18 protein-coding genes are annotated in these 23,354 nt (G+C 72.2%); 7 read left to right on the plus strand and 11 right to left on the minus strand.

What is annotated here, in order from left to right:
• Positions 1–6: 6 nt before the first annotated feature.
• The 8 genes from EDD93_RS10945 to EDD93_RS10975 all read right to left on the minus strand — a co-directional run bounded on the left by EDD93_RS10945 (position 7) and on the right by EDD93_RS10975 (position 9,923).
• Positions 7–414: a glyoxalase gene (locus tag EDD93_RS10945; RefSeq protein ID WP_123524966.1), complete on the minus strand. Its 408-nt coding sequence runs from the start codon at positions 412–414 to the stop codon at positions 7–9.
• Positions 415–501: 87 nt separating this feature from the next.
• Complete coding sequence (locus tag EDD93_RS10950; RefSeq protein WP_123524967.1) at positions 502–1,794, minus strand: ATP-grasp domain-containing protein; 1,293 nt, start codon at positions 1,792–1,794, stop codon at positions 502–504.
• A 57-nt stretch (positions 1,795–1,851) separates the two neighbouring features.
• Positions 1,852–3,150, minus strand: a complete 1,299-nt coding sequence (locus tag EDD93_RS10955) for an MFS transporter (protein ID WP_221217303.1) — start codon at positions 3,148–3,150, stop codon at positions 1,852–1,854.
• Positions 3,147–3,950 carry a polysaccharide deacetylase family protein gene (locus tag EDD93_RS10960; RefSeq protein ID WP_123524968.1) on the minus strand — a complete coding sequence of 268 codons (804 nt, stop codon included), beginning with the start codon at positions 3,948–3,950 and terminating at the stop codon, positions 3,147–3,149. Before EDD93_RS10960 ends, EDD93_RS10955 begins: the two co-directional genes overlap by 4 nt.
• Positions 3,947–7,075, minus strand: coding sequence for a non-ribosomal peptide synthetase (locus tag EDD93_RS10965; RefSeq protein ID WP_123524969.1), 3,129 nt, complete (start codon positions 7,073–7,075; stop codon positions 3,947–3,949). Before EDD93_RS10965 ends, EDD93_RS10960 begins: the two co-directional genes overlap by 4 nt.
• Positions 7,072–8,403 carry a nucleotide sugar dehydrogenase gene (locus EDD93_RS10970; protein ID WP_123524970.1) on the minus strand — a complete coding sequence of 444 codons (1,332 nt, stop codon included), beginning with the start codon at positions 8,401–8,403 and terminating at the stop codon, positions 7,072–7,074. Before EDD93_RS10970 ends, EDD93_RS10965 begins: the two co-directional genes overlap by 4 nt.
• A gap of 53 nt (positions 8,404–8,456) precedes the next feature.
• Positions 8,457–8,624 (minus strand): hypothetical protein, encoded by a 168-nt coding sequence (locus EDD93_RS39565; RefSeq protein ID WP_185092270.1) that lies wholly within the window; start codon positions 8,622–8,624, stop codon positions 8,457–8,459.
• A 309-nt stretch (positions 8,625–8,933) separates the two neighbouring features.
• The gene (locus EDD93_RS10975) at positions 8,934–9,923 is read right to left on the minus strand and encodes a LuxR C-terminal-related transcriptional regulator (RefSeq protein WP_185092271.1); all 990 of its coding nucleotides are present in this window, start codon (positions 9,921–9,923) and stop codon (positions 8,934–8,936) included.
• 236 nt (positions 9,924–10,159) lie between these two features.
• Between EDD93_RS10975 and EDD93_RS10980 the strand changes: the two genes are divergently transcribed.
• Positions 10,160–11,116 (plus strand): pirin family protein, encoded by a 957-nt coding sequence (locus EDD93_RS10980; RefSeq protein WP_123524972.1) that lies wholly within the window; start codon positions 10,160–10,162, stop codon positions 11,114–11,116.
• Between the two features lie 84 nt (positions 11,117–11,200).
• Positions 11,201–12,313 carry an AI-2E family transporter gene (locus EDD93_RS10985; RefSeq protein WP_123524973.1) on the plus strand — a complete coding sequence of 371 codons (1,113 nt, stop codon included), beginning with the start codon at positions 11,201–11,203 and terminating at the stop codon, positions 12,311–12,313.
• 21 nt (positions 12,314–12,334) lie between these two features.
• Here EDD93_RS10985 and EDD93_RS10990 read toward each other — a convergent pair whose 3' ends face one another.
• Positions 12,335–14,494 carry a SpoIIE family protein phosphatase gene (locus EDD93_RS10990; RefSeq protein WP_123524974.1) on the minus strand — a complete coding sequence of 720 codons (2,160 nt, stop codon included), beginning with the start codon at positions 14,492–14,494 and terminating at the stop codon, positions 12,335–12,337.
• 164 nt (positions 14,495–14,658) lie between these two features.
• Here EDD93_RS10990 and aspS point away from each other — a divergent pair, with 164 nt between their 5' ends.
• The 3 genes from aspS (at position 14,659) to EDD93_RS11005 (ending at position 18,235) form a co-directional block, all read left to right on the plus strand.
• On the plus strand, positions 14,659–16,443 hold the full coding sequence (aspS, locus tag EDD93_RS10995; protein WP_123524975.1) for an aspartate--tRNA ligase: 1,785 nt from the start codon (positions 14,659–14,661) through the stop codon (positions 16,441–16,443).
• Positions 16,444–16,790: 347 nt separating this feature from the next.
• Positions 16,791–17,585 (plus strand): L,D-transpeptidase family protein, encoded by a 795-nt coding sequence (locus tag EDD93_RS11000; RefSeq protein ID WP_123524976.1) that lies wholly within the window; start codon positions 16,791–16,793, stop codon positions 17,583–17,585.
• A gap of 68 nt (positions 17,586–17,653) precedes the next feature.
• A complete protein-coding gene (locus EDD93_RS11005; protein WP_398903302.1) occupies positions 17,654–18,235 on the plus strand; it encodes a Uma2 family endonuclease in 582 nt (193 codons plus the stop codon).
• Positions 18,236–18,308: 73 nt separating this feature from the next.
• Here the strand turns inward: EDD93_RS11005 and metG are convergent, their stop codons facing one another.
• Positions 18,309–19,922: a methionine--tRNA ligase gene (gene metG / locus EDD93_RS11010; protein ID WP_123524977.1), complete on the minus strand. Its 1,614-nt coding sequence runs from the start codon at positions 19,920–19,922 to the stop codon at positions 18,309–18,311.
• A gap of 160 nt (positions 19,923–20,082) precedes the next feature.
• Here metG and EDD93_RS11015 point away from each other — a divergent pair, with 160 nt between their 5' ends.
• Positions 20,083–20,736, plus strand: a complete 654-nt coding sequence (locus EDD93_RS11015) for a response regulator transcription factor (protein WP_185092480.1) — start codon at positions 20,083–20,085, stop codon at positions 20,734–20,736.
• On the plus strand, positions 20,733–21,929 hold the full coding sequence (locus tag EDD93_RS11020) for a cell wall metabolism sensor histidine kinase WalK (protein WP_123524979.1): 1,197 nt from the start codon (positions 20,733–20,735) through the stop codon (positions 21,927–21,929). Before EDD93_RS11015 ends, EDD93_RS11020 begins: the two co-directional genes overlap by 4 nt.
• Here EDD93_RS11020 and EDD93_RS11025 read toward each other — a convergent pair.
• Positions 21,878–23,263, minus strand: coding sequence for a VWA domain-containing protein (locus tag EDD93_RS11025; protein WP_260255688.1), 1,386 nt, complete (start codon positions 23,261–23,263; stop codon positions 21,878–21,880). The genes EDD93_RS11020 and EDD93_RS11025 overlap by 52 nt on opposite strands.
• Positions 23,264–23,354 lie beyond the last annotated feature (91 nt).

Raw genomic sequence — 23,354 nt, forward strand, 5'->3', positions numbered from 1 at the left:
CATGCCCTAGGAAGCGGCCTGCGGCTCCAGGAACTCCAGCCGGTTGCCGAACTTGTCGAACGCGTAGAAGCGGTCGTGGCCCGGGAAGTTGTCGTCCCACGTCACCTCGTGGCCGCCCTCCTCCAGCCGCTTGGCCAGACCGCGCAGCGACTCGACAAGGATTCCGGGGTGCGCCTTGCGTGCGGGCGCGAAGTCCTTCTCGACGCCGAGGTGGACCTCCAGGCCGCCGCCACGGAACCAGCACCCGCCGCGGGCGGCGAGGACCGGGGGCTTCTCCAGCTCGGTCATCCCGAGGACCTCGCCCCAGAACGCCCGGCACTGGTCCTCGCCGCCCGGCGGGATCGCCAGCTGGACGTGGTGCAGACCCCCGAACGCGTAGTCGGCGCCGGTCTGTTCACTGCTCTGATCAGTCATCTCTCGTCTCTCTTCTCTCTGTTGTGCGGGCACCGGTCCGGCGCCGGGGACGCCGGACCACTGCCGTCCGGATCGGCTGACGCGAGGTCAGCCGGTCGAGGCGAGTGCCTCGTGACGCGCGGCCATGCCGTCGCTGCGTACGGTGAACGACAGTTTGCGTACGCCCTCCTGGGCACGCCGCAACGCCTCGTCCTGTGACGTGCCCACCGCGCAGACATGTGCACCCCGGGCGAAGGAACCGGTAACTCCCTTGAGCCGCTTGCCCGGTTCGCGCAGCACCTCGACATCGACGACGCCCTCCAGCGCACGGGCCTCCTCCTCGCCCGCCACCTCCTTGATCTCGCCCACCGCGTCCGGGCAGGCGTACCAGATGGCCGCTGCTGCGGGGCCGTCGTGCGGGGCGGCGAGGGTCGCGCGGAGATCGTCGAGGACCTTGATGCCCACGGCCTGGCGGGCGACGACGTCGATCAGGTCGACCCCGCTGACCCGCGCCCACAGCTCGGGGATCTCGTCGCCGGCCGGACGCAGGTGCGTCTCCACGATGTGGACGGCGTCCGCCGCCACGATGACCTCGGTGTGGGTGACGCCCCGCCGGACGCCCAGGGCCGTCAGCATGTCGGTCACGGTGGTACGGATTCGCTGCCCTTCCGCGTCGGGAAGGGGGGCCGGGACGACGTGGCCGACCTCGACGAAGTGATCGTGCTCGGAGATCTTGCGGGTCACGCCCACGGCCAGATGCTCGCCGTCCTCGCTGACGCACTCCACGCTGTACTCGTCGCCGCTCAGGAACTGTTCGACGAGCAGGTCCGGAGCGTCCAGGTCACCGGCTCCCTCCGCGCCCCACGCGAGGGCGCGGGGGATGTCGGCCGGGCCGTCGATACGGGTGACGCCCTTGCTGGCGACCCCGCGCACGGGCTTGCAGATCAGCGGGTAGCCGGTCCGCTCCGCGACCTTGAGGACGCCCTCGACGTCGTGGACGGTCTCGGCGACGACCTCGCCGACGCCGGCTTCGGCCAGCACCCGGCGCATCGTGTACTTGTCGGCGACCGCCCGGACCGTGTCCGCGCTGTGCCAGTCGAGGCCGAGGTCGAGCCCGATGGCCGCGGTCTTCTCGGTGTCCTTCTCGGTGAAGTTGGTCAGCCGGTCGACCGGGTCGACCGCGTGCACGAACCGCGCGGCGGCCACCCACTCCTGGACCGGGGCGTCCTCGCGGAGCACGATCAGGCGCTGGATCTTCTCCCGGCTGCGCAGCCGGGGCACCACCTCCGGCCGGCAGATGACGGTCGTGCGCAGTCCCGGCCAGGCGTCGCGGGCGCGGTCGGGCAGATCGCGCCCGCCGCTGACGATCAGGAGATGCTGGGGCGGGGGTGTGTCGGACATGCTTTCCTCCGTCAGTGCGCATTCCACCGAGGGGTGGGAATGGGTCGGTGCGGTCGGTCAGGAACCGTCTGTCGCGGGTACGGGCTCCGAGTGCCGCGTCGTGGGCCCGGTGGTGACCGGTACGGGCTTCTGCCGGGTGCCGAGCCAGCTCAGGGCCGCGGACAGCGGGAAGCAGGCCGCGATGATCAGCCAGCCGCCCGGTCCCGTCCGGGAGAGGAGCCACAGCACCACGGCCGGTCCGGCGATCTCCGCCGCCGAGAAGCCCACGTTGAAGAAGGCGAAGTACCTGCCCTGGGCCGCCTCCGGCGCCATCGCGAAGGAGATCTCCCAGGACGAGGCCGAGTGCAGCAGCTCTCCGAAGGTCAGCAGGAGCAGCGCGGCTACCAGGGTCACGACCGCCCAGCCGGACGCGTCCGTCCAGCCGCTCGCCGCGAAGGCGACGCAGGCGAACAGCAGCAGGACCGACGACATGGTGGTGGCCCGGGTCGCGGTGGCCAGGTCCCCGATATGGCGGGTCACTCTGACCTGGGCCAGCACCGTGAGGACCGTGTTGGTGGTGACCAGGACGGTGATCATCCAGATCGGTGACGCGGTGTGCTCGGCCACCCAGAGCGGCAGCACGGTGATCAGGATCGCGTCGTGCAGGAACATCACGCCGTTGGCCGCCGTGGCGGCCACGAACCGCCAGTCGCGGATCGGCGGGACCACCTTCTTCGCGCTCTCCCCGTCCCCCTTGGCCCCGGCCGCCGCCGGGCCGACCCGGGGCAGCATCCAGACCAGGGAGAACACCACCAGGAAGCTGATCGCGTTACCGATGAACAGCCAGTGGAACGCCGTCTTCGAATTGGTGGTCAGGGCGATGCCGGCGAGCGAGAACCCGACAGTGAAACCGAGGTTGCGCAGGGACCGGATGAATCCCATCGTGCGGTTGCGTTCGGTTCCGGTGATCAGGCGGCCCACCAGGGCCTGGTTCAGGGGCTGTCCCGCCCGGTCCATGACGTACAGCAGACTGGCCGTCACCACGAACTGGCTGAATCCGTCGACCCTCAGATAGGCGAGGTAGCCGATGGCACGCCACAGGCAGACCACCAGGATGATGTTCCTGGGGCCGAAGCGGTCGGCGAGCATGCCCATCGGCACGGTGGTGGCGAGCCCGACCACTCCGGCGATCCCCAGGCCCACGCCGAGCTGTGTCTCGTTGATTCCGGCGAAGCGCGTGAAGTAGAGGGCGGAGCTGGCCAGGAACATGCCGGTTCCCATGGACCCGATCAGCGCGTTGACCGCGATGATCCGGGATTCCCTGGTGGCGGGCAGGGCCCCGGTCAACCGGGTGCGCCACGTCTTCTGTTCGGTCATCTCTCTTCCCTCTCGGAAGCGGTCAGGGCGGGGCCGTCGGCGGACGGGCCGGACGTCCCGTCCCACTCGGTGCGCCAGTGGCGGACCAGTCCGGCCCAGGTGTCGGCCGCCCCCGAGGGCAGATAGGTCCTGCGGATCCGCTGGTGGTCAGCGGTCCACGGCGTGGCGGGTGAGCGGACCGTTCCGAAGGCCAGCACGCCGTCCGGCAGCAGCGGCCCCGCGGGCACCCCGCCGTAGGGGTAGGCGAACAACCGGGCGGGGCCGGGTCCGTACCGCTCGCGGATATCGTCGAGCGAGCCCAGGGTCTGGGCGCGGCCCTCCGCCGGGGTAATCCGGTCGAGATGCGGGTGGGTACGGGTGTGGGCGCCGATCAGGTGCCCCTCCCGGGCCAGCCCGTCGCACTCCTCGTACGTCAGGTGGTCCTCGCGCGGACGGGGACTGCGCCGGCCGAGCAGTCCGGTGCAGACGAAGAACACCGCACGGACGCCGAGCCGGTCCAGGATGTCCCGTGCGTGGGTCGTGTTGTCGCGGTAGCCGTCGTCGAAGGTGACGAGCACCGTGGGGCGGTCGGGCCGGCGAGGGCCCCCGTCGGCCAGCAGGTCCGCCGGGTCGTACGGGGCGAACCGTTCGAGCACCTGCTCAAGGCCCCGCTCGAACGCGTCCGGGGAGAGCGCGGTGTAGTGCCGCACGTCCGGGTGCACGTGGTGGAAGTACAGCACCAGGGGCCAGTGCGGGGCGCTGCCCAGGGCGGGCTGGTGCTCGGCCGGCACGCCGGGGACCACGGGCGGCAGCGGTCTCATCGCGCACCGCCGCTCACCGTACGGGCGGTGTCCGCCGCGGCCCGGGGCCCGTCGGGGGAGTCCAGGGTCCGCCGCATCACGCGGTCGACGTGGCGGGCCAGCTCCTCGATCCGGTCCGCGCTCCAGTGGACCGTGGAGTACTTCAGGCTCATCTCCAGCTCACCGTCGACGATGTCCCCCTCGGCCATCAGCAGATAGCGCTCTCGCTGGAGCGGCGAGCGGTGCGCGCCGAAGCTCTCGTCCGCGGGCCGCAGCACCGCACCCGGCGCGCGCTGCTCCAGCCGCAGCAGATGACCGCGGAAGTTGAGCCGGACCCGGGGCCGGGGGCGGTCCGCGAGGGCGGCACGCTCCGCGGGATCGGGCGAGAGGAAGCGCAACGCGTCGAACCCGTAGCGGCGTTCGGGCAGGGCGGCCGGGCCGCCGAGCGCGGCGAGCAGGGCGCGGACGCCCTCGCCCTCCCACCGCAGGACGGCCGGGTAGGTGCTCTGCACGTAGCCGACGGTGCGGGACAGGTCGAGGTCGCCGGGGGACACGTCTCGGCTGTGCGCGTAGACGTCCACCCCGTGCACGGGCTCCCCGGTCCAGGCCGCCAGGCCGCCGACCAGGCAGCCGAGGGCGAAGTCGTGCGGGGCGACGCCTGCGGCGGGGAGGCGGTGGAGCACCTGGCCGGTGAGGTCCCGGGGCAGCCGGGAGCGGTGGGTGCGCAGCGTGGGCAGCGGCGCGGCGCCTTCCGTATCGGGCCGGAGCGCGGCGAACTCCCCTGTTCCGGCGGCCCATTCGGCGGCGTCCTGCCGGGCCTGCCGGGAGCGCACCCAGTCCCGCAGCGCGGTGCCGACGGCGCGCGGTCCCGTCGCGGCGGCTTCCGGCCGGCCGCCGCCCAGCAGTAGTTCGAGGTCGTCGACGAGCAGGCCCATCGACACTCCGTCGAGGACGAAGTGGTGGACCGTCAGCAGCAGTCTGGCCCCGTTCTCCGTGCCGTCGACGTACAGCAGCTGAAGGACCCGGCCGTCTGCGAGCGACATTGAGGTCTGCGCCTCGGCCAGCGCCTCCTCCAGCCGGGCGGCGCGCTCGCTGGGCGGGACGGGGGACAGGTCGATGACACGGACGGCCTCCGAGGGGTCGGTCTCCCGCAGCTCGGCCGTGCCGTCCGCGCGGAGCGCCGTGCGCAGCGCGGGGTGGCGTCGTAGGAGGGCACCGGCCACCCGGGCGAGTTGGTGCGCGGACACGCCTGAGTCGGTGGTGAACAGCGCGTTCAGGCAGAAGTGGTCGCGGGCCGGCAGATCGCCGTCGCCCAGCCAGCGGTGCTGGGCGGGCAGCAGGTCGAGCGGGCCGGCGGTCTCCTCCTCGACGGCGTCCGGCGCGCGGCGGCCCTGCGCCCGGGAGACGGCGGCGCGGGCGGTGCGACCGGCGAGCAGGTCGCCGGGGGTCATGGAGATGCCCCGTGCCCGCATCCGCCCGCAGACGCGCAGGGCCATGAGGGAGTCGCCGCCCAGGGCGAGGAAGTCGTCGTCGGGGCCGAGTTCCGGCGCGAGCAGCAGTTCGCGGAGCAGGGCGACCACCGTGTCCAGCGGTGACCGCGTCTCGTCGTCGCGCTCGTGCGTCGCCCCGGCGCCCAGGACCGCCGCCGCTGCCTCGGCCGCCGCGCGGCGGTCGGTCTTGCCGGAGGTGGTGAGGGGTATCCGGTCGAGTACGGCGATGCGGCCCGGCACCAGGTAGGCGGGGACCCGCTCCCGCAGGTGCTCCCGGACGGCCCGGGGGTCGGGGCCGTCCCCGTCACGTGCCACGGCGGCCGCGAGCACGTTCCCACCGGCGCCGTCGTCCAGGGTGAACGAGACGGCGGAGGTGATCCCGGGGGCCGCGAGCAGGTGGCGGTCGACCTCGTCGAGTTCGATGCGGTGGCCGCGTACCTTCACCTGGTTGTCGGCGCGCCCCAGGAATTCGAGGCCGCCGCTCTCCCGCCGCACCACCATGTCGCCGGTGCGGTACATCCGCGCGCCGGGCGCCGCCGCGTACGGATCGGGCAGGAAGCGCTCCCGCGTCCGCGCCGCGTCGTTCAGGTAGCCCAGGGCCAGCGGCTCGCCGCCGATCCACAGTTCGCCCGGTGTGCCGTCGGCGACGGGCCGCCGGTCCTCGTCCAGCACCCGTGCCACCCGGTCGCCGACCGGTGTCCCGATGGGCAGCCCGGCCGTGCCGGGCACCTCGTCGCCGGGGGCGAGCACCAGGGCGGTCGCGGTGACCACGGTCTCTGTGGGGCCGTACCCGTTCACCAGCACGGTGTGCGCGAGGGGGGTACGGCGGTGGGCGTGGGCATCGGCGGTCGTGGCGTTCTCGCCGCCGATGACCACCGTGCGGACCCCGGCGAAGGACGGCTCCCGCTCGCCGTCGAGCTCCGCGCAGAGCATCCGCCAGTAGACGGTGGGGAGTTGCAGGACCGTCACCCCCAGTTCCCCGACGGCCGAGGCGAGCCGCACGGTGTCGGGGACGCCGCCTGTGCCGTGGAAGGCGAGGGTTCCGCCCGCGGCGAGGGTCGGCCAGATCTCCTCCTGGGCGACATCGAATCCGAGGCTCGCGAACTGGAGCACGGTGCTGTGCGGCCCGAGCGCGAACAGGTCCACGGACGCGTCGGCATGGCGCGCCAGCGCCCCGTGCCCGACCAGGACTCCCTTGGGCGCTCCGGTGGACCCGGAGGTGTAGATGACGTAGGCGCCGTGTTCGTCGTCCGCGCTGTGCGGCCGGGCGGCCTCCACCGGGCGGGCGGCCTCCACCGGGTCCCCGGCGGACGGCGGGAGCGCCGTGCTGTCGTCGAGGACCAAGGCGGCGCCGCTGTCGCGGAGCACGTACGCGAGGCGTTCCTCGGGGGTCGCCGTGTCGACGGGTACGAACGCGGCACCGGCGAGCCAGGTCCCGAGCATGGCGACGACCGCGTCCGGACCCGAGGGCAGCCGGACGAGGACGCTGTCGCCACGCCGTACGCCGCGGCCCGCGAGGGCGAGTGCGGCCTGCTCGGCGCGATGCCACAGCTGGGCGTAGGTCACGGTGTCCGTCGGGGTCCGCAGGGCGACGCCGGAGGGGCGGCCGGCCGCGTGGCCGCGGATCAGGTCCACGACGGAGGGGTTCCGGGTCATGCGTTCCCGCCCTCCTGCGTCGTGCCGGGGCCGCCGGGGTCGAGGACGAGCCGTGCGTGGGCCAGCAGCCCGTTGTCGTACATCCGGTGCCGCTGCACGACGATCGTGAGGTCGGCGGTGGCGAGGTCGGCCACCAGGTCCTGTCCGGCGGGCACGGCCCGGCCGCGTGCGGAGAACGTGGTGACGTACGGGTCGTGGAACATCACGTCGGCCCCCGCTCCGAGCAGTTCGAGGGCGAGCGGCTCGGCAGGCGAGTGGCGGATGTCGGCGACGTCCGGCTTGTAGGTGACGCCCAGCAGGAGCACCTTGGCCCCGCGGACGTTGATCCCGTTCGCCGTCAGCAGCTCCTGCGCCCGGGAGGCGACCCAGACGGGAATCGAGTCGTTGATCCGCTGCGCCTGCTCGGCCATCCGGAACGGCACCCCGGCCTGGGTCGCGCGGTGCACGAGGTAGAGCGGGTCGACCGGAATGCAGTGGCCCCCGACACCCGCGCCGGGACGGAACGGGGTGAAGCCGAAGGGCTTGGTCGCGGCGGCCTCGATGGTCTCCCAGACGTCGACACCCAGCCGGTGGCAGATCTGCGCGAACTCGTTGACCAGGGCCAGGTTCACCTGGCGGTAGGTGTTCTCCAGGATCTTGGCGGCCTCGGCCTCACGGCTGGAGCGGGTGACGTGCACCCGCTCGGTCAGCCCCGCGTAGAACGCGGCGGCGCGGGCACCGCACGCCGAGGTCAGCCCGCCGACCACCTTGGGCGTGTTGTGGAAGCCGTACCGGGTGTTGCCCGGGTCCACCCGCTCCGGCGAGAAGGCCAGGTGGAAGTCGCTGCCGGCGGTCAGGCCGGACTCCTCCAGGATGTCGCGGATGACGCCGTCGGTGGTCCCGGGGTAGGTGGTGGACTCGATGATCACCAGCTGTCCGGGACTCAGGTGCTGGCGGACCGTGCGCACCGCGCAGAGCAGGGGCTCCAGGTCCGGCACGCCGTGGGTGTCCACCGGCGTGGGAACGCACAGGGCGACGACGGAGCACTCGCTCAGGAACGCGGGGTCCGTGGTGGCGTCGAGCAGCGGCGCCACGGCGTCCAGTTCGGCCCGGGTCACCGTGTCGACGGGCGGTCGGCCGATGTTGACCTGAGCCACCAGGAAGTCGCTCAGGTCCAGGCCGCGGGTGCGGTGCCCGCCCGCGGCGGCGGCCACGGCGAGCGGCAGGCCCGCGTAGCCGATGCCCACGACGGCGACATCGACGGTGCGGTCGGGGTGTGCGGCCAGGGCGGGGCCGTTCGTGAGGACCGGCTCTGGTGGACCGGGTGGTGCGGCGGCGATGACGTCCATCGGGCTCTCCTGTGCGCGGACTGGGCAAAGTGGGCGGGTGGCGAGGGGCGCCCCTACCACCAGCCGTTGTCGCCCTGGGGCCGGTCCACGACGGTCGTTCCGGCGGCCGGCGCCGCCGCCGAGGCGTGGGCCGTTCCCGCCGCGGTGAGGAGGGAGGTACAGGTGAGGAGGGAGGTACAGACGAAGGCGGTACAGAGGAAGGCGCGGAATCGTGCAGGCATAGCTGTCCCCCGGTGTGTCTGGCGAGTGCGGAATCCGGCGGAGAGAAGGGCGGTCGCAACCGCTCGTCGCCGGCAGAATCCATGCTGCTGCCGCGCCTGTTCACGGGGCAAGACATTGCGTGCGGCGGCCATCAGCCATGGCGACAGGGCGCCACACCCCGCCCCTGTCTCAGAATGTGAGAATCTCCCGTAAGGGGTGTCCCCGCCTTCCGTAGGGGGGTGCGGCGCCGCGGCCGGACTCCGCAGGGGGGTGGCGGCCGACCGCCGGAAGGCCCGCGACTCCGCCCCGTTCTTCTCGGGGGGCCGGTCTCAGTCCAGCAGCCCGAGCTCCGCGACACGCAGGGCCACCTGGAAGCGCGTGTGCACTCCCAGCCGGTTCGTGAGGCCGGTCATGTACCGGCTCAACGTCCGGGAGGAGATGCCCAGATGACGGGCGATCGCCTCGTCCTTGACGCCGTCGGCGAGCATGCGCAGCACGATGAGGTCCTGGGAGTCGAGTTCCTCCCCGAGGGCGGCCGCCGGGGCCGCGGGACGCAGCGGCGTGGAGGTGTGCCAGCAGTAGTCGTACAGCGCGTGCAGGGACCTGGCCAGCGCCTGGCCGTGGATGGCGGAGGCTCCCTCGCCGGGGTCCTGCGGGTTGATCGGGAGCACCGCGAGGTCGTCGTCGAAGAGGATCATCCGCAACGGCAGGTAGTCCGCCGTGCGTGCCTCGCGCCCGATCCGTTCCGCGTCGGTCAGATACGCCGCCATGTAGGGGACCTCGGCCGTCCGTCGCGAGTAGAGCGTCTCCACCCGGATGCCCCGGCTCTCCATCTCCTTGTCCCGCAGCAGCATGGCGTCCACGAGTTCCTCCGGCGGCGGCCCGCCGGGGTGCATCGACCTCATGCGCACGTTGCAGGTGCTGCCCGCGTCCTCCAGGAAGGCGTTCACCAGCTCCGGCGTCGGCAGGGTCTCGATCTCGACGGACTCCCGCCGCTCGTCGTGCAGGCGCGGGTAGCCGCCGATCAGCGAGGCGACCGCGCCCCTGATCCTGGCCAGGTGCTGAAGGTGTGCCTCGGTCTGGCGTTCCTCGGCGGAGAACAGCCGGGTCAGCGCGGCCTCAGGGGTGACGGTCACGTAGCCGCAGGGGGCCGACCACGAGGGCACCAGCAGGCCGACGGCGCAGAGCGCGTCGCAGGCCTGATCCGCCTCGGCGAGGGAGCAGCGGGCCTCGGCCGCCATCTGTTCGAGCGACCAGCCGGGGTTCCGGTGGATCAGCCCGTAGAAGCGCTGGCGTACCCGTTCGGTCAGCTCGTTCACTCGTCCCCCTCGGTTTCGGCTCCGCCCCCCTCCGTCGTGGCGGGACGTCGCGGCCTCCCCGTGGGCCGCCGAGAGGGGACAGAGCTGACCCATAGGTACCACTCACCCCTTCGGGGGGTCGATCCTCCTGGGGGCCGATCCTCGTGCGCGGTGGAGTCGCGGGAATGGATGCCGCCTTGCGGGATGTTCACCATTCAACTAAATTGAACGCAGAACAGTCCCCGGAGGTGGCTCCCATGCCCGCAGTAACCGTCGAAAACCCGCTGACCCTGCCCAAGGTCGCCGCCTCGGCCGATGCCGTGGCCCGTCCCGTGCTCGCCGTGACCACGGCGCCCAGCGGGTTCGAGGGCGAGGGGTTCCCCGTGCGCCGCGCCTTCGCGGGGATCAACTACAAGTACCTCGACCCGTTCATCATGATGGACCAGATGGGTGAGGTGGAGTACGCGGCCGGCGAGCCGAAGGGCACGCCCTGGCACCCGCACCGCGGCTTCGAGACCGTCACCTACCTGATCGACGGCACCTTCGTGCACCAGGACTCCAACGGTGGCGGCGGCACCATCCAGAACGGCGACACCCAGTGGATGACCGCCGGGTCCGGGCTGCTCCACATCGAGGCCCCGCCGGAGTCGCTCGTCACGTCGGGCGGCCTCTTCCACGGCCTCCAGCTCTGGGTGAACCTGCCCAAGGCCGACAAGATGATGGCCCCGCGCTACCAGGACATCCGTGGCGGCCAGGTGCAGCTGCTCGCCTCCCCCGACGGGGGCGCGCTGCTCCGGGTGATCGCGGGCGAGCTCGACGGCCACGAGGGCCCCGGTGCCACGCACACCCCCATCACGATGATCCACGCCACCGTGCGCCCCGGCGCCGAGGTGACCCTGCCGTGGCGCGAGGACTTCAACGGCCTCGCCTACGTCCTGGCCGGCCGAGGCACCGTTGGCCAGGACCGCAGGCCCGTCCACATGGGCCAGACCGCCGTCTTCGGCGCCGGCTCCTCGCTGACCGTCCGCGCGGACGAGCAGCAGGACGGCAACGCCCCGGAGCTGGAGGTCGTCCTGCTCGGCGGGCGTCCCATCCGGGAGCCGATGGCGCACTACGGGCCGTTCGTGATGAACAGCCAGGCCGAACTGAAGCAGGCCTTCGAGGACTTCCAGGCCGGCCGCCTCGGCACCGTGCCCGCCGTCCACGGGATGTGAGCCGCACCGCCGCCGTATGACGGTTCGTCACTCGTACGGCGGCGCGGGCGGGACACCGCACCCGGGGCGTGATCGGGTGGGAGGGTGCAGAACCGGAAGCCCCTCCTGCCCATCGGCGCCCGGCGGCTGGCCGCCTGGTGCGGTGTCGTCCTGCTGGTCACCGGCGTCGCCGCGGTGGCCATCTGGCTGTGCGTCGCGCTCAAGACCGCCGTCACCCCCGTCCTGCTCGCGCTGCTCGGTACGGCGCTGCTCGGCCCCGTCCACCGAAGGCTGACCGCGCACGGGGTGAACCGTTCGGTGGCGGCCGGGATCACCTGCGCCCTGCTCGTCGCGGTGGTCGGCGGCGCCGGGTACATCGTCGTCGCCGCGCTCATCGACACCGGTGACCAGATCGTCCAGTCACTGAAGGACGCCGGCCAGTGGGTCGTCGACCACTTCGGTGTCACCGGCAACACGAATGTGGACGACCTGGCCACCAGCGGCAAGAAGCTCGTCGAGAAGTTCGGCGCGAGCGCCGCGGGCGGGCTGCTGAGCGGCCTCAGCCTGGTCGGTTCGCTCATCGCCACCAGCGTGCTCGCCCTGCTGCTGACCTTCTTCTTCCTGCGCGACTCCGACCGGGCCGCGAACCTCGCGCACTCCATCGCCCCGCGCGGCGCCGGTGACCTGGTCGAGGCGATGGGCCGGCGCGCGTTCGAGGCCGTCGAGGGCTTCATGCGCGGTACGACGCTCATCGCGCTCATCGACGCCGTCTGCATCACGGTCGGCCTGCTGATCCTGCGCGTGCCCGGCGCGGTGGGGCTGGGCGCGCTGGTGCTGGTCGGCGCCTACATCCCGTATCTGGGGGCGTTCATCTCGGGCGCCGTCGCGGTCCTGGTGGCGCTCGCGGACCGGGGCTTCGTGATCGCGCTCTGGGCGCTCGGGGTGGTGCTCGCCGTGCAGGTGCTGGAGGGCCACATCCTGCAGCCGATGATCCAGAGCCGCACGGTCCAGATGCACCCCGCCATGATCATGGTCGCGCTGACGGCGGGCGCGAGCGTGGCGGGCCTGCTGGGGATGCTCCTCGCGGTCCCGGTGTGCGCGGCGGCCTTCGGCATCCTCGGCGAACTGCGCAGGGACCTCGGGCCCCCGGCGGACCCGGACGCCGGCGCGCCGGACACCCCGCCCGGCGTACCGCCCCCCGGCCCGGCCACCGCCTGAGGACGGGCGCCACGCCCCGGCTCAGGGATCCGCCTCCGGCTCCGGCGCGGGCGGCTCCACCAGCGCCACGGGCTCCACCGGTTCCACCAGCTCCGCGGGCTCCGCCGACTCGTAGAGCTCGAACCAGATCGACTTGCCCTCGCCCCGGGGATCGACCCCCCACGCGTCGGCGAGCATCTCCATCAGGACCAGGCCCCGCCCGCTGGACGCCATCTCGCCGGGCCGCCGCTTGTGCGGCAGCTCGTCGCTGCCGTCGGCCACCTCCACGCGCAGCCGCCGCTCCCCGTGCTCGCCGCTGGCCTGCGCGACCATCAGCGCGTCGCCGTCCGTGTGGACCAGCACGTTCGTGGCCATCTCGGAGATCATCAGCACCGCGGAGTCGACCTGCTCCGGATCGGCCCAGTCGTGCAGCATCTCGCGCACCTGCTGCCGGGCCGCCGCGATCCGTTCCGGCTCGGCCTGGGCGATGGTCATCGCGGTCCGCCGGGGCGGGGTCAGCCGGGTCGCCGGGCTCTCGCGGCGCAGCAGCAGTACCGCGACGTCGTCCTCGCGGCGGTCCACGAGCGGGCCCGTCGTGTAGTGCGAGCCCGGCCCGTGCACCGCCTCCACCAGGGCGTCCGCGAGCTTCTCCAGGTCACTGGTGTGCCGCTCCAGGATCGGCCGGAGCCGGACCCAGCCGGTGGCCAGGTCGTGCCCGCCGGTCTCGATCAGCCCGTCCGTGCAGAGCATGATCGTTTCTCCGGGCTCCAGGGTGAACCTGGTCGTCGGGTAGTCCGTGTCCGACTCGATGCCCAGCGGGAGCCCGCCCGCGGTCTGCCGGATGAACGCGGTCCCGTCGGGCGTCATCACCACGGGGTCGGGGTGCCCGGCCCGCGCGATGTCCAGGGTGCCGGTGGCCGGGTCCGCCTCCGCGTACAGGCAGGTCGCGAAGCGCGGTCCAGTGTGCTCCGCGTCCTCGTGGGCGTCGGTGAGCCCGGAGAGGAAGCGCGAGGCCCGCGAGAGCACCGCGTCCGGGCGGTGCCCCTCGGAGGCGTACGCGCGCAGCGCGATCCGCAGCTGGCCCATCAGCCCGGCGGCCCGTACGTCATGGCCCTGGACGTCACCGATGACGAGGGCGACCCGGCCGTTGGGCAGCGGGATCATGTCGTACCAGTCGCCGCCGACCTGGAGCCCGCCCCCGGTCGGCACATAGCGGGCGGCCACCGTCATCCCCGGGATGCTGGGCAGCAGGGAGGGCATCATCGTGCGCTGGAGCCCCTGCGACAGCTCCCGCTCGGTCTCGGCGATCCCGGCGCGGGCCAGCGCCTGCGCGAGCATCCGGGCCACCGTCGTCAGCACCGACCGCTCGTCCGGCGAGAACGACACCGGATGCCGGAACCCCGCCATCCAGGCGCCCATCGTGCGGCCCGCCACGATCAGCGGCAGGAAGGCCCAGGAGCGGCGCCCGAACCGCCGGGCCAGCGGCCAGGTGGCCGGGTAGCGGTGGTAGTAGTCCTCGGGGCTGGGGAGGTAGATCGCCCGCCCCGTCCGTACGACCTCGGCGGCCGGGTAGTCGGTCTCCAGCGGCATGTCGTCGAACGGTCCCTCGTCACCGGCGTGCTGCCCGTGGTGCCCGACGATCGTCAGCCGCTCGCCCTCGACGCCGAAGACGGCCAGCCCCTCGGGCGAGAACCCGGGCATGGAGAGCGAGTAGGCGACCCGCAGCACCTCCGCCGTCGACCGGGCCTCGGCCAGCGCGCGCCCCGCGTCCAGCAGGAACGCCTCCCGCGACCGCCGCCAGTCGCCGGTGATCCGGTTCTGCGCCCCGGCGGCTCCCGGCTCCGGCTCGGCCACCTCCTGGAGGGTGCCGACCAGCACGTAGTCCGCCTCGCTGCCATCGGCGGGCGGCAGCGGCCGCGAACGGCTCCGCACGGTGCGCAGCACCCGCCCGCGCTCGTCCACGACCCGCAGCCGGGCCTCGGCCAGCGTGCCCTCGGTGACGGCCAGGTTGACCACCCCGTAGATCTCGTTCCAGTCGACGGGATGGAAGCGGGAGCGCACCTCCGACTCGCGCAGGAGGCCCGGTTCGGAGGGCAGCTCCAGCAGCCGGGCCGCCTCGGCGTCGAGCCAGACGGTCCCGGCGGCGTTGTCCCAGCGCCAAAGACCGGTCGCGGTCGCGGCCAGGACTTCCTCGGTGCGCATTGCCCCACTTTAAGAAGATGTAGCCCTCAAACGCCACCGGCGGTCCAGGCACCCGCGCCGCTGACGATCCCGGCCGGGGGCCATGGCAATGAAACGGTCCGGTCGCGGGCGGTAGCCTGGGGTGGCTGTATCCGCCCCCAACCGCGAAGACTGGATGAACGACGATGCATCGGTACAGGTCCCACACCTGCGGCGAGCTCCGCGCCTCTGACGTCGGCACCGACGTCCGGCTGAGCGGCTGGCTGCACAATCGCCGAGACCTGGGTGGCATCCTCTTCATCGATCTGCGCGACCACTACGGTCTGGTGCAGCTCGTCGCCCGCCCCGGCACCCCCGGCAACGACGCCCTGGCGAAGCTCACCAAGGAGACCGTCGTCCGGATCGACGGCAAGGTCTCCGCCCGCGGCGCCGACAACGTCAACCCGGAGCTCCCGACCGGCGAGATCGAGATCGAGGTCACCGCGGTGGAGGTGCTGGGCGAGGCCGCCCCGCTGCCCTTCACGATCAACGCCGAGGACGGCGTCAACGAGGAGCGGCGCCTGGAGTACCGCTTCCTCGACCTGCGCCGCGAGCGCATGCACCGCAACATCATGCTGCGCTCCTCCGTGATCGCCTCGATCCGCTCCAAGATGGTGGCCCTCGGCTTCAACGAGATGGCGACGCCGATCCTCACCGCGACCTCCCCCGAGGGCGCGCGTGACTTCGTGGTCCCGTCCCGGCTGAACCCCGGCAAGTTCTACGCGCTGCCGCAGGCCCCGCAGCAGTTCAAGCAGCTGCTGATGATCTCCGGCTTCGACCGCTACTTCCAGATCGCGCCCTGCTTCCGCGACGAGGACGCCCGCGCGGACCGTTCGCCCGGCGAGTTCTACCAGCTCGACGTCGAGATGTCCTTCGTCGAGCAGGAGGACGTCTTCCGCCCGATCGAGAAGCTGATGACCGAGCTCTTCGAGGAGTTCGGCAACGGCCGCCACGTCACCTCGCCGTTCCCGCGCATCCCGTTCCGCGAGTCGATGCTGAAGTACGGCAACGACAAGCCGGACCTGCGCGCCAAGCTGGAGCTCGTCGACATCTCCGACGTCTTCGCGGACTCGGAGTTCAAGGCCTTCGCCGGCAAGCACGTCCGCGCGCTGCCGGTGCCGGACACCGCGGGCCAGTCCCGGAAGTTCTTCGACGGCCTCGGTGACTACGCCGTCGAGCACGGCGCCAAGGGCCTCGCCTGGGTGCGCGTCGGCGAGGACGGCAAGCTGGCGGGCCCGATCGCCAAGTTCCTCACCGAGACGGACGTCAAGACCCTCACCGAGCGGCTCTCCCTCGTCCCCGGCCACGCCGTGTTCTTCGGCGCCGGCGAGTTCGACGAGGTCTCCAAGATCATGTCGGTCGTCCGCGTCGAGGCCGCCAAGCGCGCCGGGCACTTCGAGGACGGCGTCTTCCGGTTCTGCTGGATCGTCGACTTCCCGATGTACGAGAAGGACGAGGACACCGGGAAGATCGACTTCTCGCACAACCCCTTCTCGATGCCCCAGGGCGGTCTGCGGGACCTGGAGGAGAAGGACCCGCTGGACATCCTCGCCTGGCAGTACGACATCGTCTGCAACGGCATCGAGCTGTCCTCCGGCGCCATCCGTAACCACGAGCCCGAGCTGATGATCAAGGCCTTCGAGATCGCCGGCTACGACCGCGAGACCGTGGAGCACGAGTTCGCCGGCATGCTCAAGGCCTTCCGCCTCGGCGCCCCGCCGCACGGTGGCATCGCCCCGGGTGTCGACCGCATCGTGATGCTGCTGGCCGACGAGCCCAACATCCGCGAGACGATCGCCTTCCCGCTGAACGGCAACGCCCAGGACCTGATGATGGGCGCGCCCACGGTGCTGGACGAGACCCGGCTGCGCGAGCTGAACATCCAGCTCCGCAAGCCGGTCGCCTCCGCGAAGGACGCCACAGAGAAGTAGCCCGCCCAGCTGTACCGGGTTTCACGTGAAACAGCCCCTGGCCACCCGGCCGGGGGCTGTTCCGCGTCCCGGCCGCGCCGACGTGCGATCCGATGCGCGCGGGGTCCGCCGGCATGCGTGTGCCACAGCTGCGCGCGTGCGAGTACACGGGCCGAAGGCGTGCGAGGACAAGGGCTGCGCGCATACAAGTACACGAATCACCTGGACGGGTACAGCCGGATGGCCCCGCAGCCGGATTGGCCGGGCCCGGCTGCGGCAAAGACTGCCTGGGCCGACATCGGCACGGCGCACCCCCGCCGCGCCGCACAGCCCCGCGGCTTCGCCACCGACTGCTCAGGAGCCCCTCCGTGCCCGTGCCCCGTTCGAGCGTTCCTCTGCGGCTCCCGTACGTCGTGTGCGCCGTGCTCACCCTCCTGCTGGCCGGGTGCGCCACGGACGGCATCGCCGGCAGGAGCGAGATCGGCACCCTGACGAAGACCACGGGCGCCCCGGGCCCGCCGGGAGCGGCTGCGTCCGTCGCCCCGCCCGTACCGCCGCCGGCCCCGCCGCGCGAGATCCCCGGGCTCGGGCCGCGGACCAGGGCGGCGATCCCCGCCGGTACCCGCCAGGCGTTCGTCGTCACCGGCGAGTCCGCGGACTCCAACCGCTCCACCGCCGTGCTCTACACCCGCGACGGCCCCACCGCGGACTGGCGGGCGGCCATGGCGCCCTGGCCCGCCCACAACGCCCTGAACGGCTGGACGGGCGAGCACTGGGAGGGCGACCTGCGTTCACCCGTCGGCGTCTTCACGCTGACCGCGGCCGGCGGCCGCCTCGACCCCCCGGCCACGGCGTTCCCGTACGACCTGAGCCCCGACTTCAAGGTGGAGGGCGAGGGCTTCCACGGGGAGCCGCTGGAGGGCTCCTTCGACTACGTCGTCGCCATCGACTACAACCGCCTCCCCGGCACCTCCCCCCTGGACCACACCCGCCCGCTCGGCGCGGAGCGCGGCGGCGGCATCTGGATCCACGTCGACCACGGCGGCCCCACCCAGGGCTGCGTCTCGCTCACCGAGGACCGGATGAAGGAACTGCTGGGCCTCCTCGACCCGGCCGAGGAGCCCGTCGTCGTCATGGGGGACGCCGCGTCCCTGAGCAGCTGAAGTCGCTGCGCGCCGGGTTCGCGGACCGTAATCTGGGGACTGCCCGACCGGTTCTTGAGGAGGCAGGCGTGAGCGTGGTCGACGACAGTGTGCTGACCCAGGAGGTCTTCGAGGACCTGGCCCGTCATGCCATACGCGCGGAGGAAGCGCTGCGTCTGGAGTTCGTGAACGGGAAACTGGGTGTCAAGGCTGTGCCGGACGGGGATCACGGGCGGATCATCGCCTGGCTTACGCAGATGTGCATGCAATCGGATCCGCGTAACTGGCTTTTCGCGGAGCAGGGCCTGCGCATCGAGACATACCGGAGGGGCAACGCCCGTCCGGATGGGGCGCTGGCCCGGCTGGACGCCTTCGTCGGCCAAGGTGAATGGGCGGACCCCGCCGCCGTCCTCATGCTCGTCGAGGTCACCTCGTACGACGACGACACCGACCTCCGTGACCGGGTCGAGAAGCCGCGTGCGTACGCGGAGACCGGTGTCCCCGTGTACCTGCTCATCGACCGCGACAGCTACGAGGTCAAGGTGCACTCCCAGCCCGACGGTGTGCGGTACGAGACGGTGGTGACGGTCCCGTTCGGCAAGACTGTCCGGCTGCCCGACCCGGTGGGCATCGAGCTGGACACCGAACCGCTCAAGAACTGGGTCCGCTGACCGGAGCCGGCTACGCGAGGAGGGGCGGGACCGCCGGTGCGGTCCCGCCCCTCCTCGCGTACGTACGAGCCTCTTACTCGGGCTTCTCCTCCAGGCGCGGGAACAGCACCGCACCCTTCGTCACCGTCGCGCCCGGCGCCAGCCGGCCCCAGTCGGCGGCCTCGCCCATGCGCTGGCCGGAGAGCGCGCCCAGGGACTCCTCGGCGCCCAGGGACTCCCACAGCTTCTGCGAGGTGTCCGGCATGACGGGGTTCAGCAGAACCGCGACACCGCGCAGCGCCTCGGCGGCCGTGTAGAGGATCGTCGCGAGGCGGGCCCGGCCCTCCGGCGACTCGTCCTTGGCGACCCTCCACGGCTCCTGCTCCGTGATGTAGCCGTTGACCTGCTTCACGAAGTCGAAGATCGACAGGATGCCGCCCTGGAAGTCCAGCTCCTCGCCGATCTTCCGGTCTGCCTCGGCGACGGCCTTCGTCAGCCCGTCCCGTACCGCCTGCTCGGGCTCGCCCGCCGCCGTGGCCTCGGGGAGCGCGCCGCCGTAGTACTTGCCGACCATCGCCGCCAGGCGCGAGGCCAGGTTGCCGTAGTCGTTGGCGAGCTCGGAGGTGTAGCGGGCGGTGAAGTCCTCCCAGGAGAACGAGCCGTCGCTGCCGAAGGCGATGGCCCGCAGGAAGTACCAGCGGTACGCGTCCACGCCGAAGTGCGAGGTCAGGTCCTGCGGCTTGATGCCCGTCAGGTTCGACTTCGACATCTTCTCGCCGCCGACCATCAGCCAGCCGTTGGCGACGACCTTGCCGGGCAGCGGCAGCCCCTGTGCCATCAGCATCGCGGGCCAGATCACCGCGTGGAAGCGCAGGATGTCCTTGCCGACCAGGTGCACGTTCGCCGGGAACGTGGCGTCGAACTTCTCCTGGTTGGCGCCGTAGCCGACCGCCGTCGCGTAGTTGAGCAGCGCGTCGACCCACACGTAGATGACGTGCTTGTCGTCCCACGGGACCGGGACGCCCCAGTCGAAGGTCGAGCGCGAGATCGACAGGTCCTGGAGACCCTGCTTCACGAAGTTCACGACTTCGTTGCGGGCCGACTCGGGCTGGATGAACCCGGGGTTGGCCGCGTAGAACTCAAGCAGCTTCGGGCCGTACTGGCTCAGCTTGAAGAAGTAGTTCTCCTCCTTGAGGATCTCCACCGGCTTCTTGTGGATCGGGCACAGCTTCGTGCCGTCCTCCGCCTCGATGAGGTCGCCGGGGAGCTTGTACTCCTCGCAGCCCACGCAGTAAGGGCCCTCGTACCCGCCCTTGTAGATCTCGTCCTTGTCGTACAGGTCCTGCACGAACTCCTGCACCCGGTCGGTGTGCCGCTTCTCCGTCGTACGGATGAAGTCGTCGTTCCCGATGCCGAGGTGCTCCCAGAGGGGCTTCCAGGACTCCTCGACGAGCTTGTCGCACCACGCCTGGGGCGTGACGTTGTTCGCGTCGGCCGTGCGCATGATCTTCTGACCGTGCTCGTCCGTGCCGGTGAGGTACCACACCTTCTCGCCGCGCTGGCGGTGCCAGCGGGTGAGCACGTCGCCTGCGACGGTCGTGTAGGCGTGGCCCAGGTGAGGAGCGTCGTTGACGTAGTAAATGGGGGTCGAGACGTAGAAGCTCTTCACGTCCTCGCCCCCCTGCTTCTCTGATCCAGTGGCCGCCATGGTCGAAATCCTAACGGTCCGTGGGAGATCCACTCGCACCGATATATCCGGCGCCGGGCGGGGGCGGCCCCGTGGAGAGCTTTGCGAAACATCGCTTCCCGTAGCAAAGACGCATCCTGGGATGGAGTGGACACGCATGCACGAGGCAGAGGACATCACGATGCGGGTACTGGTCGCCGAGGACGAGGAGATCCTGGCTGAGCTGGTCGCCACCGGGCTGCGCCGGGCGGGGTTCGCCGTCGACACGGTCTACAGCGGTGACGCCGCCCAGGCCTACCTGGGACTGCACGACTACGACGTCGTCGTCCTGGACCGCGACCTGCCCCGGGTGCACGGCGACGACGTGGCCCGCGGACTCGTGGCCTCCGGCTCCCGCACCAGGATCCTGATGCTCACCGCCGCCGGGTCCATGGAGGACCGCGTCTCCGGGCTCGACCTGGGCGCGGACGACTACCTGGGCAAGCCCTTCGAATTCCCCGAGCTGGTGTCCCGGGTACGCGCGCTGCGGCGGCGCAGCGCCCGCCCCGTGCCGCCGCAGCTGGTGCGGTACGGGATCCGGCTCGACACCGTCCGGCGGTCCGCGACCCGGGACGGGCGGGAGCTGGACCTCTCGCCGAAGGAGTTCACCGTGCTCCAGCTGCTCCTGGAGGCGGACGGCGGGACGGTCAGCGCGGAGGAGCTGCTGGAGCGGGCCTGGGACGCCAACGCCGACCCCTTCACCGGGGCCGTCCGCGTCTGCATGAGCAAGCTGCGCGGCAAGCTCGGTGAACCGGCCGTGATCCGCACCGTGCAGGGTGTCGGGTACGCCCTGTGAAGCATCCGGCCCGGGTGCCGCACTCCACGATCAGGACCCGGATCGCACTCGTGTACGGCGGGGTCTTCCTGGTGCTCGGCACCGCCCTGCTCGCCACCGTCAACCTGGCCTCCCGCGCCGGTACGGACTCGCAGGCCCGCTCCATCGCCCGCACGGCCGCCGTCGTCCAGCCCGGCTACGCGGTGAACGGCCCCCTCATCACCCGCCGGCGCCTCGGTCCGCCGACCGTCTACGACCTCACCGACCACGTCAGCGACGCGGCCGGCCACCAGCTGCTCATCTGGTCCGCCGCCTCGCTGCTCGTGATGACGGCCTGCGCGGTGGGCGTCGGGTGGTGGACCGCGGGGCGGGTCCTGCGGCCCGTCCACGCCATGACCGCGAAGGCGCGCCGGCTCTCCGAGCACACGCTGCACGAGCGGATCGCCTCCAGCGGCCCCGACGACGAGCTGAAGGAGCTGGGCGACACCCTCGACGCGCTGCTCGCCCGGCTGGAGAGGGCCTTCGACAGCCAGCGGCGGTTCATCGCCAACGCCTCGCACGAGCTGCGGACCCCACTGGCCACCCAGCGCGCGGCGATCCAGGTCGGCCTGGACGACCCGACGCCGGACGACCTCGTACGGACCCGGCAGACGCTCCTGGACAACAACCGGCGCAGCGAGCGGCTCATCGAGGGACTGCTGGTGCTGGCGCGCAGCGAGCGCGGGCTCGCCGAGGGCGAGCGGGAACACGTGGACCTGGCCGGGGTGGTGGCCGAGGAGGCGGGCCGGCACCCGGGGGTGACCGTGGACGCGGCCCCGTGCGCGGTGCGGGGCAACCGGATGCTGCTGGCCCAGCTGGTGGCGAACCTGCTGGCCAACGCGGTGACGTACAACGTGCCCGGCGGGACGGTGGAGGTGTCGCTGGCCACCGTGGGAGAACGCGGGGTGCTCCGGGTGTGCAACACCGGGCCGGTGGTGGACGAGGCCGACATCCCCGGCCTGTTCGAGCCGTTCCGGCGGGGCGAGGGCAAGGACCGGATGGGGCCCGGCTCAGGGCTCGGGCTCTCCATCGTGCGGTCCATAGCGGTGGCGCACGGCGGTACGGTCACGGCGGTGCCGGGCCCGGAGGGCGGCCTCGCCGTGACCGTACGTCTGCCGGTCGCTCAGGCGCCCGCGGCGACCCACGCGGGCAGTGCGGCGAGCACCTCGCGGTAGAACGCGGCGTCCCCGACCTCGCGCGGGGCGGGGCCCGCGTGGAAGAAGCCGGCGTTCGGGGCATCCAGCTTCCGCAGGAAGTCGAAGCCCTTCGAGTCCTGCTCGCCGAACGCGACGAACTGGAAGAACAGCGGCAGCCGTGCCGCGTCCGCCAGCGCCTGGCGGGCGGCCTGCTTGGCGTCCGGCGGCCCGTCCGTCTGGAAGATCACCAGCGACGGACCGGTGGACCCGGACTTCTCGTAGTGCGCGACGACCTCTTCGACGGCGCGGTGGTAGTTGGTCCGGCCGAGCCGGCCGAGGCCCGCGTTCAGCTCGTCGATCCGGCCCTCGTGGCCGGACAGCTCGACCGTGCCGGTGCCGTCGATGTCCGTCGAGAAGAAGACGACCTGGACGGTGGCGCTCTCGTCCAGGTGCGCGGCGAGGGCGAGGGTGCGGTCGCCCAGGTGCTGGGCGCTGCCGTCCTTGTAGAACGGCCGCATGGAGCCGGAGCGGTCCAGGACCAGGTAGACGGTGGCGCGCAGACCGGTCAGCCCGTGCGCCTTCAGCCCGGCCTGGGCGGCCTTGTACGGGGCGACGAGCTCGGGCGCGCGGGACTTGACCCGGGCGAGCGAGAGCGCGGGCTTGCCGTCGGCGGGGGCGGGAGCGGCCTCCGCGGCGACGGGCTCTGCGGTGACCGGCTCGGGGGCGGGTACGGGGGCCGGCTCGGGGGTGGCCTCTGCGGTGACCGGTGCCGGTGCCGGCACGGCGGCGATTTCCGCTTCCGGTTCCGGGTCCATGTCGATGGTGATCGGCTCGGGCGCGGTCTCGGCGGCGACCGGCTCGGGGGCGGGCGCGGCGACCGGTGCGGGGGTCTCGGCCGGGGCCTCGACGGGCTCCGGGGCCTCGACGGGCTCCGGGGCCACGACAGCCGCCGCCTCCTCGGCCGGCTCGGGCTTCGGCTCCGCCTTCGGTTCCGGCTTCGGTTCCGCTTCGGGCTTTGCCTCCGCGGCCTTCGTCCGGGGCCCGGAGCCCTGCGGCGGAACCGTGGGGGTGGCCTTGGGGGTGGGGGCGGCGGCCTTGTCGAAGGCGGCTGCCACCAGGTCCGTCGCCAGGTCGTCCTTGTCCTTGGCGGACCGGGAGGAGGCGGAGGAGGCCGGGGCCGGGACGGATGCCTTGGCGGCCGGGGCGGGTTCGGGCTCCGACTCGGCCTGCGCGGCCGGTTCGTCCACCGCCACCGGTGCCGGCTCCGTGGACCGGGTGCGCTCGCCCTGGGGCGGGACCGTGGCCGTCGTCGGGCCGTCCTGCTCCGTGGCGTCACGGCCGAACACCTTGCGCAGCATGCTCCGAATGCCCATGGGCGAGGCCTTTCACGTGAGTTGGGTGCGATGAATGTCCGTACTGCGGGAATTGATCCCTGGCCAGGGCGGATACGTAAGGTTAGCGGCC

Origin of the sequence: Streptomyces sp. 840.1 (assembly GCF_003751445.1) — a bacterium.
Lineage (GTDB): Bacteria > Actinomycetota > Actinomycetes > Streptomycetales > Streptomycetaceae > Streptomyces.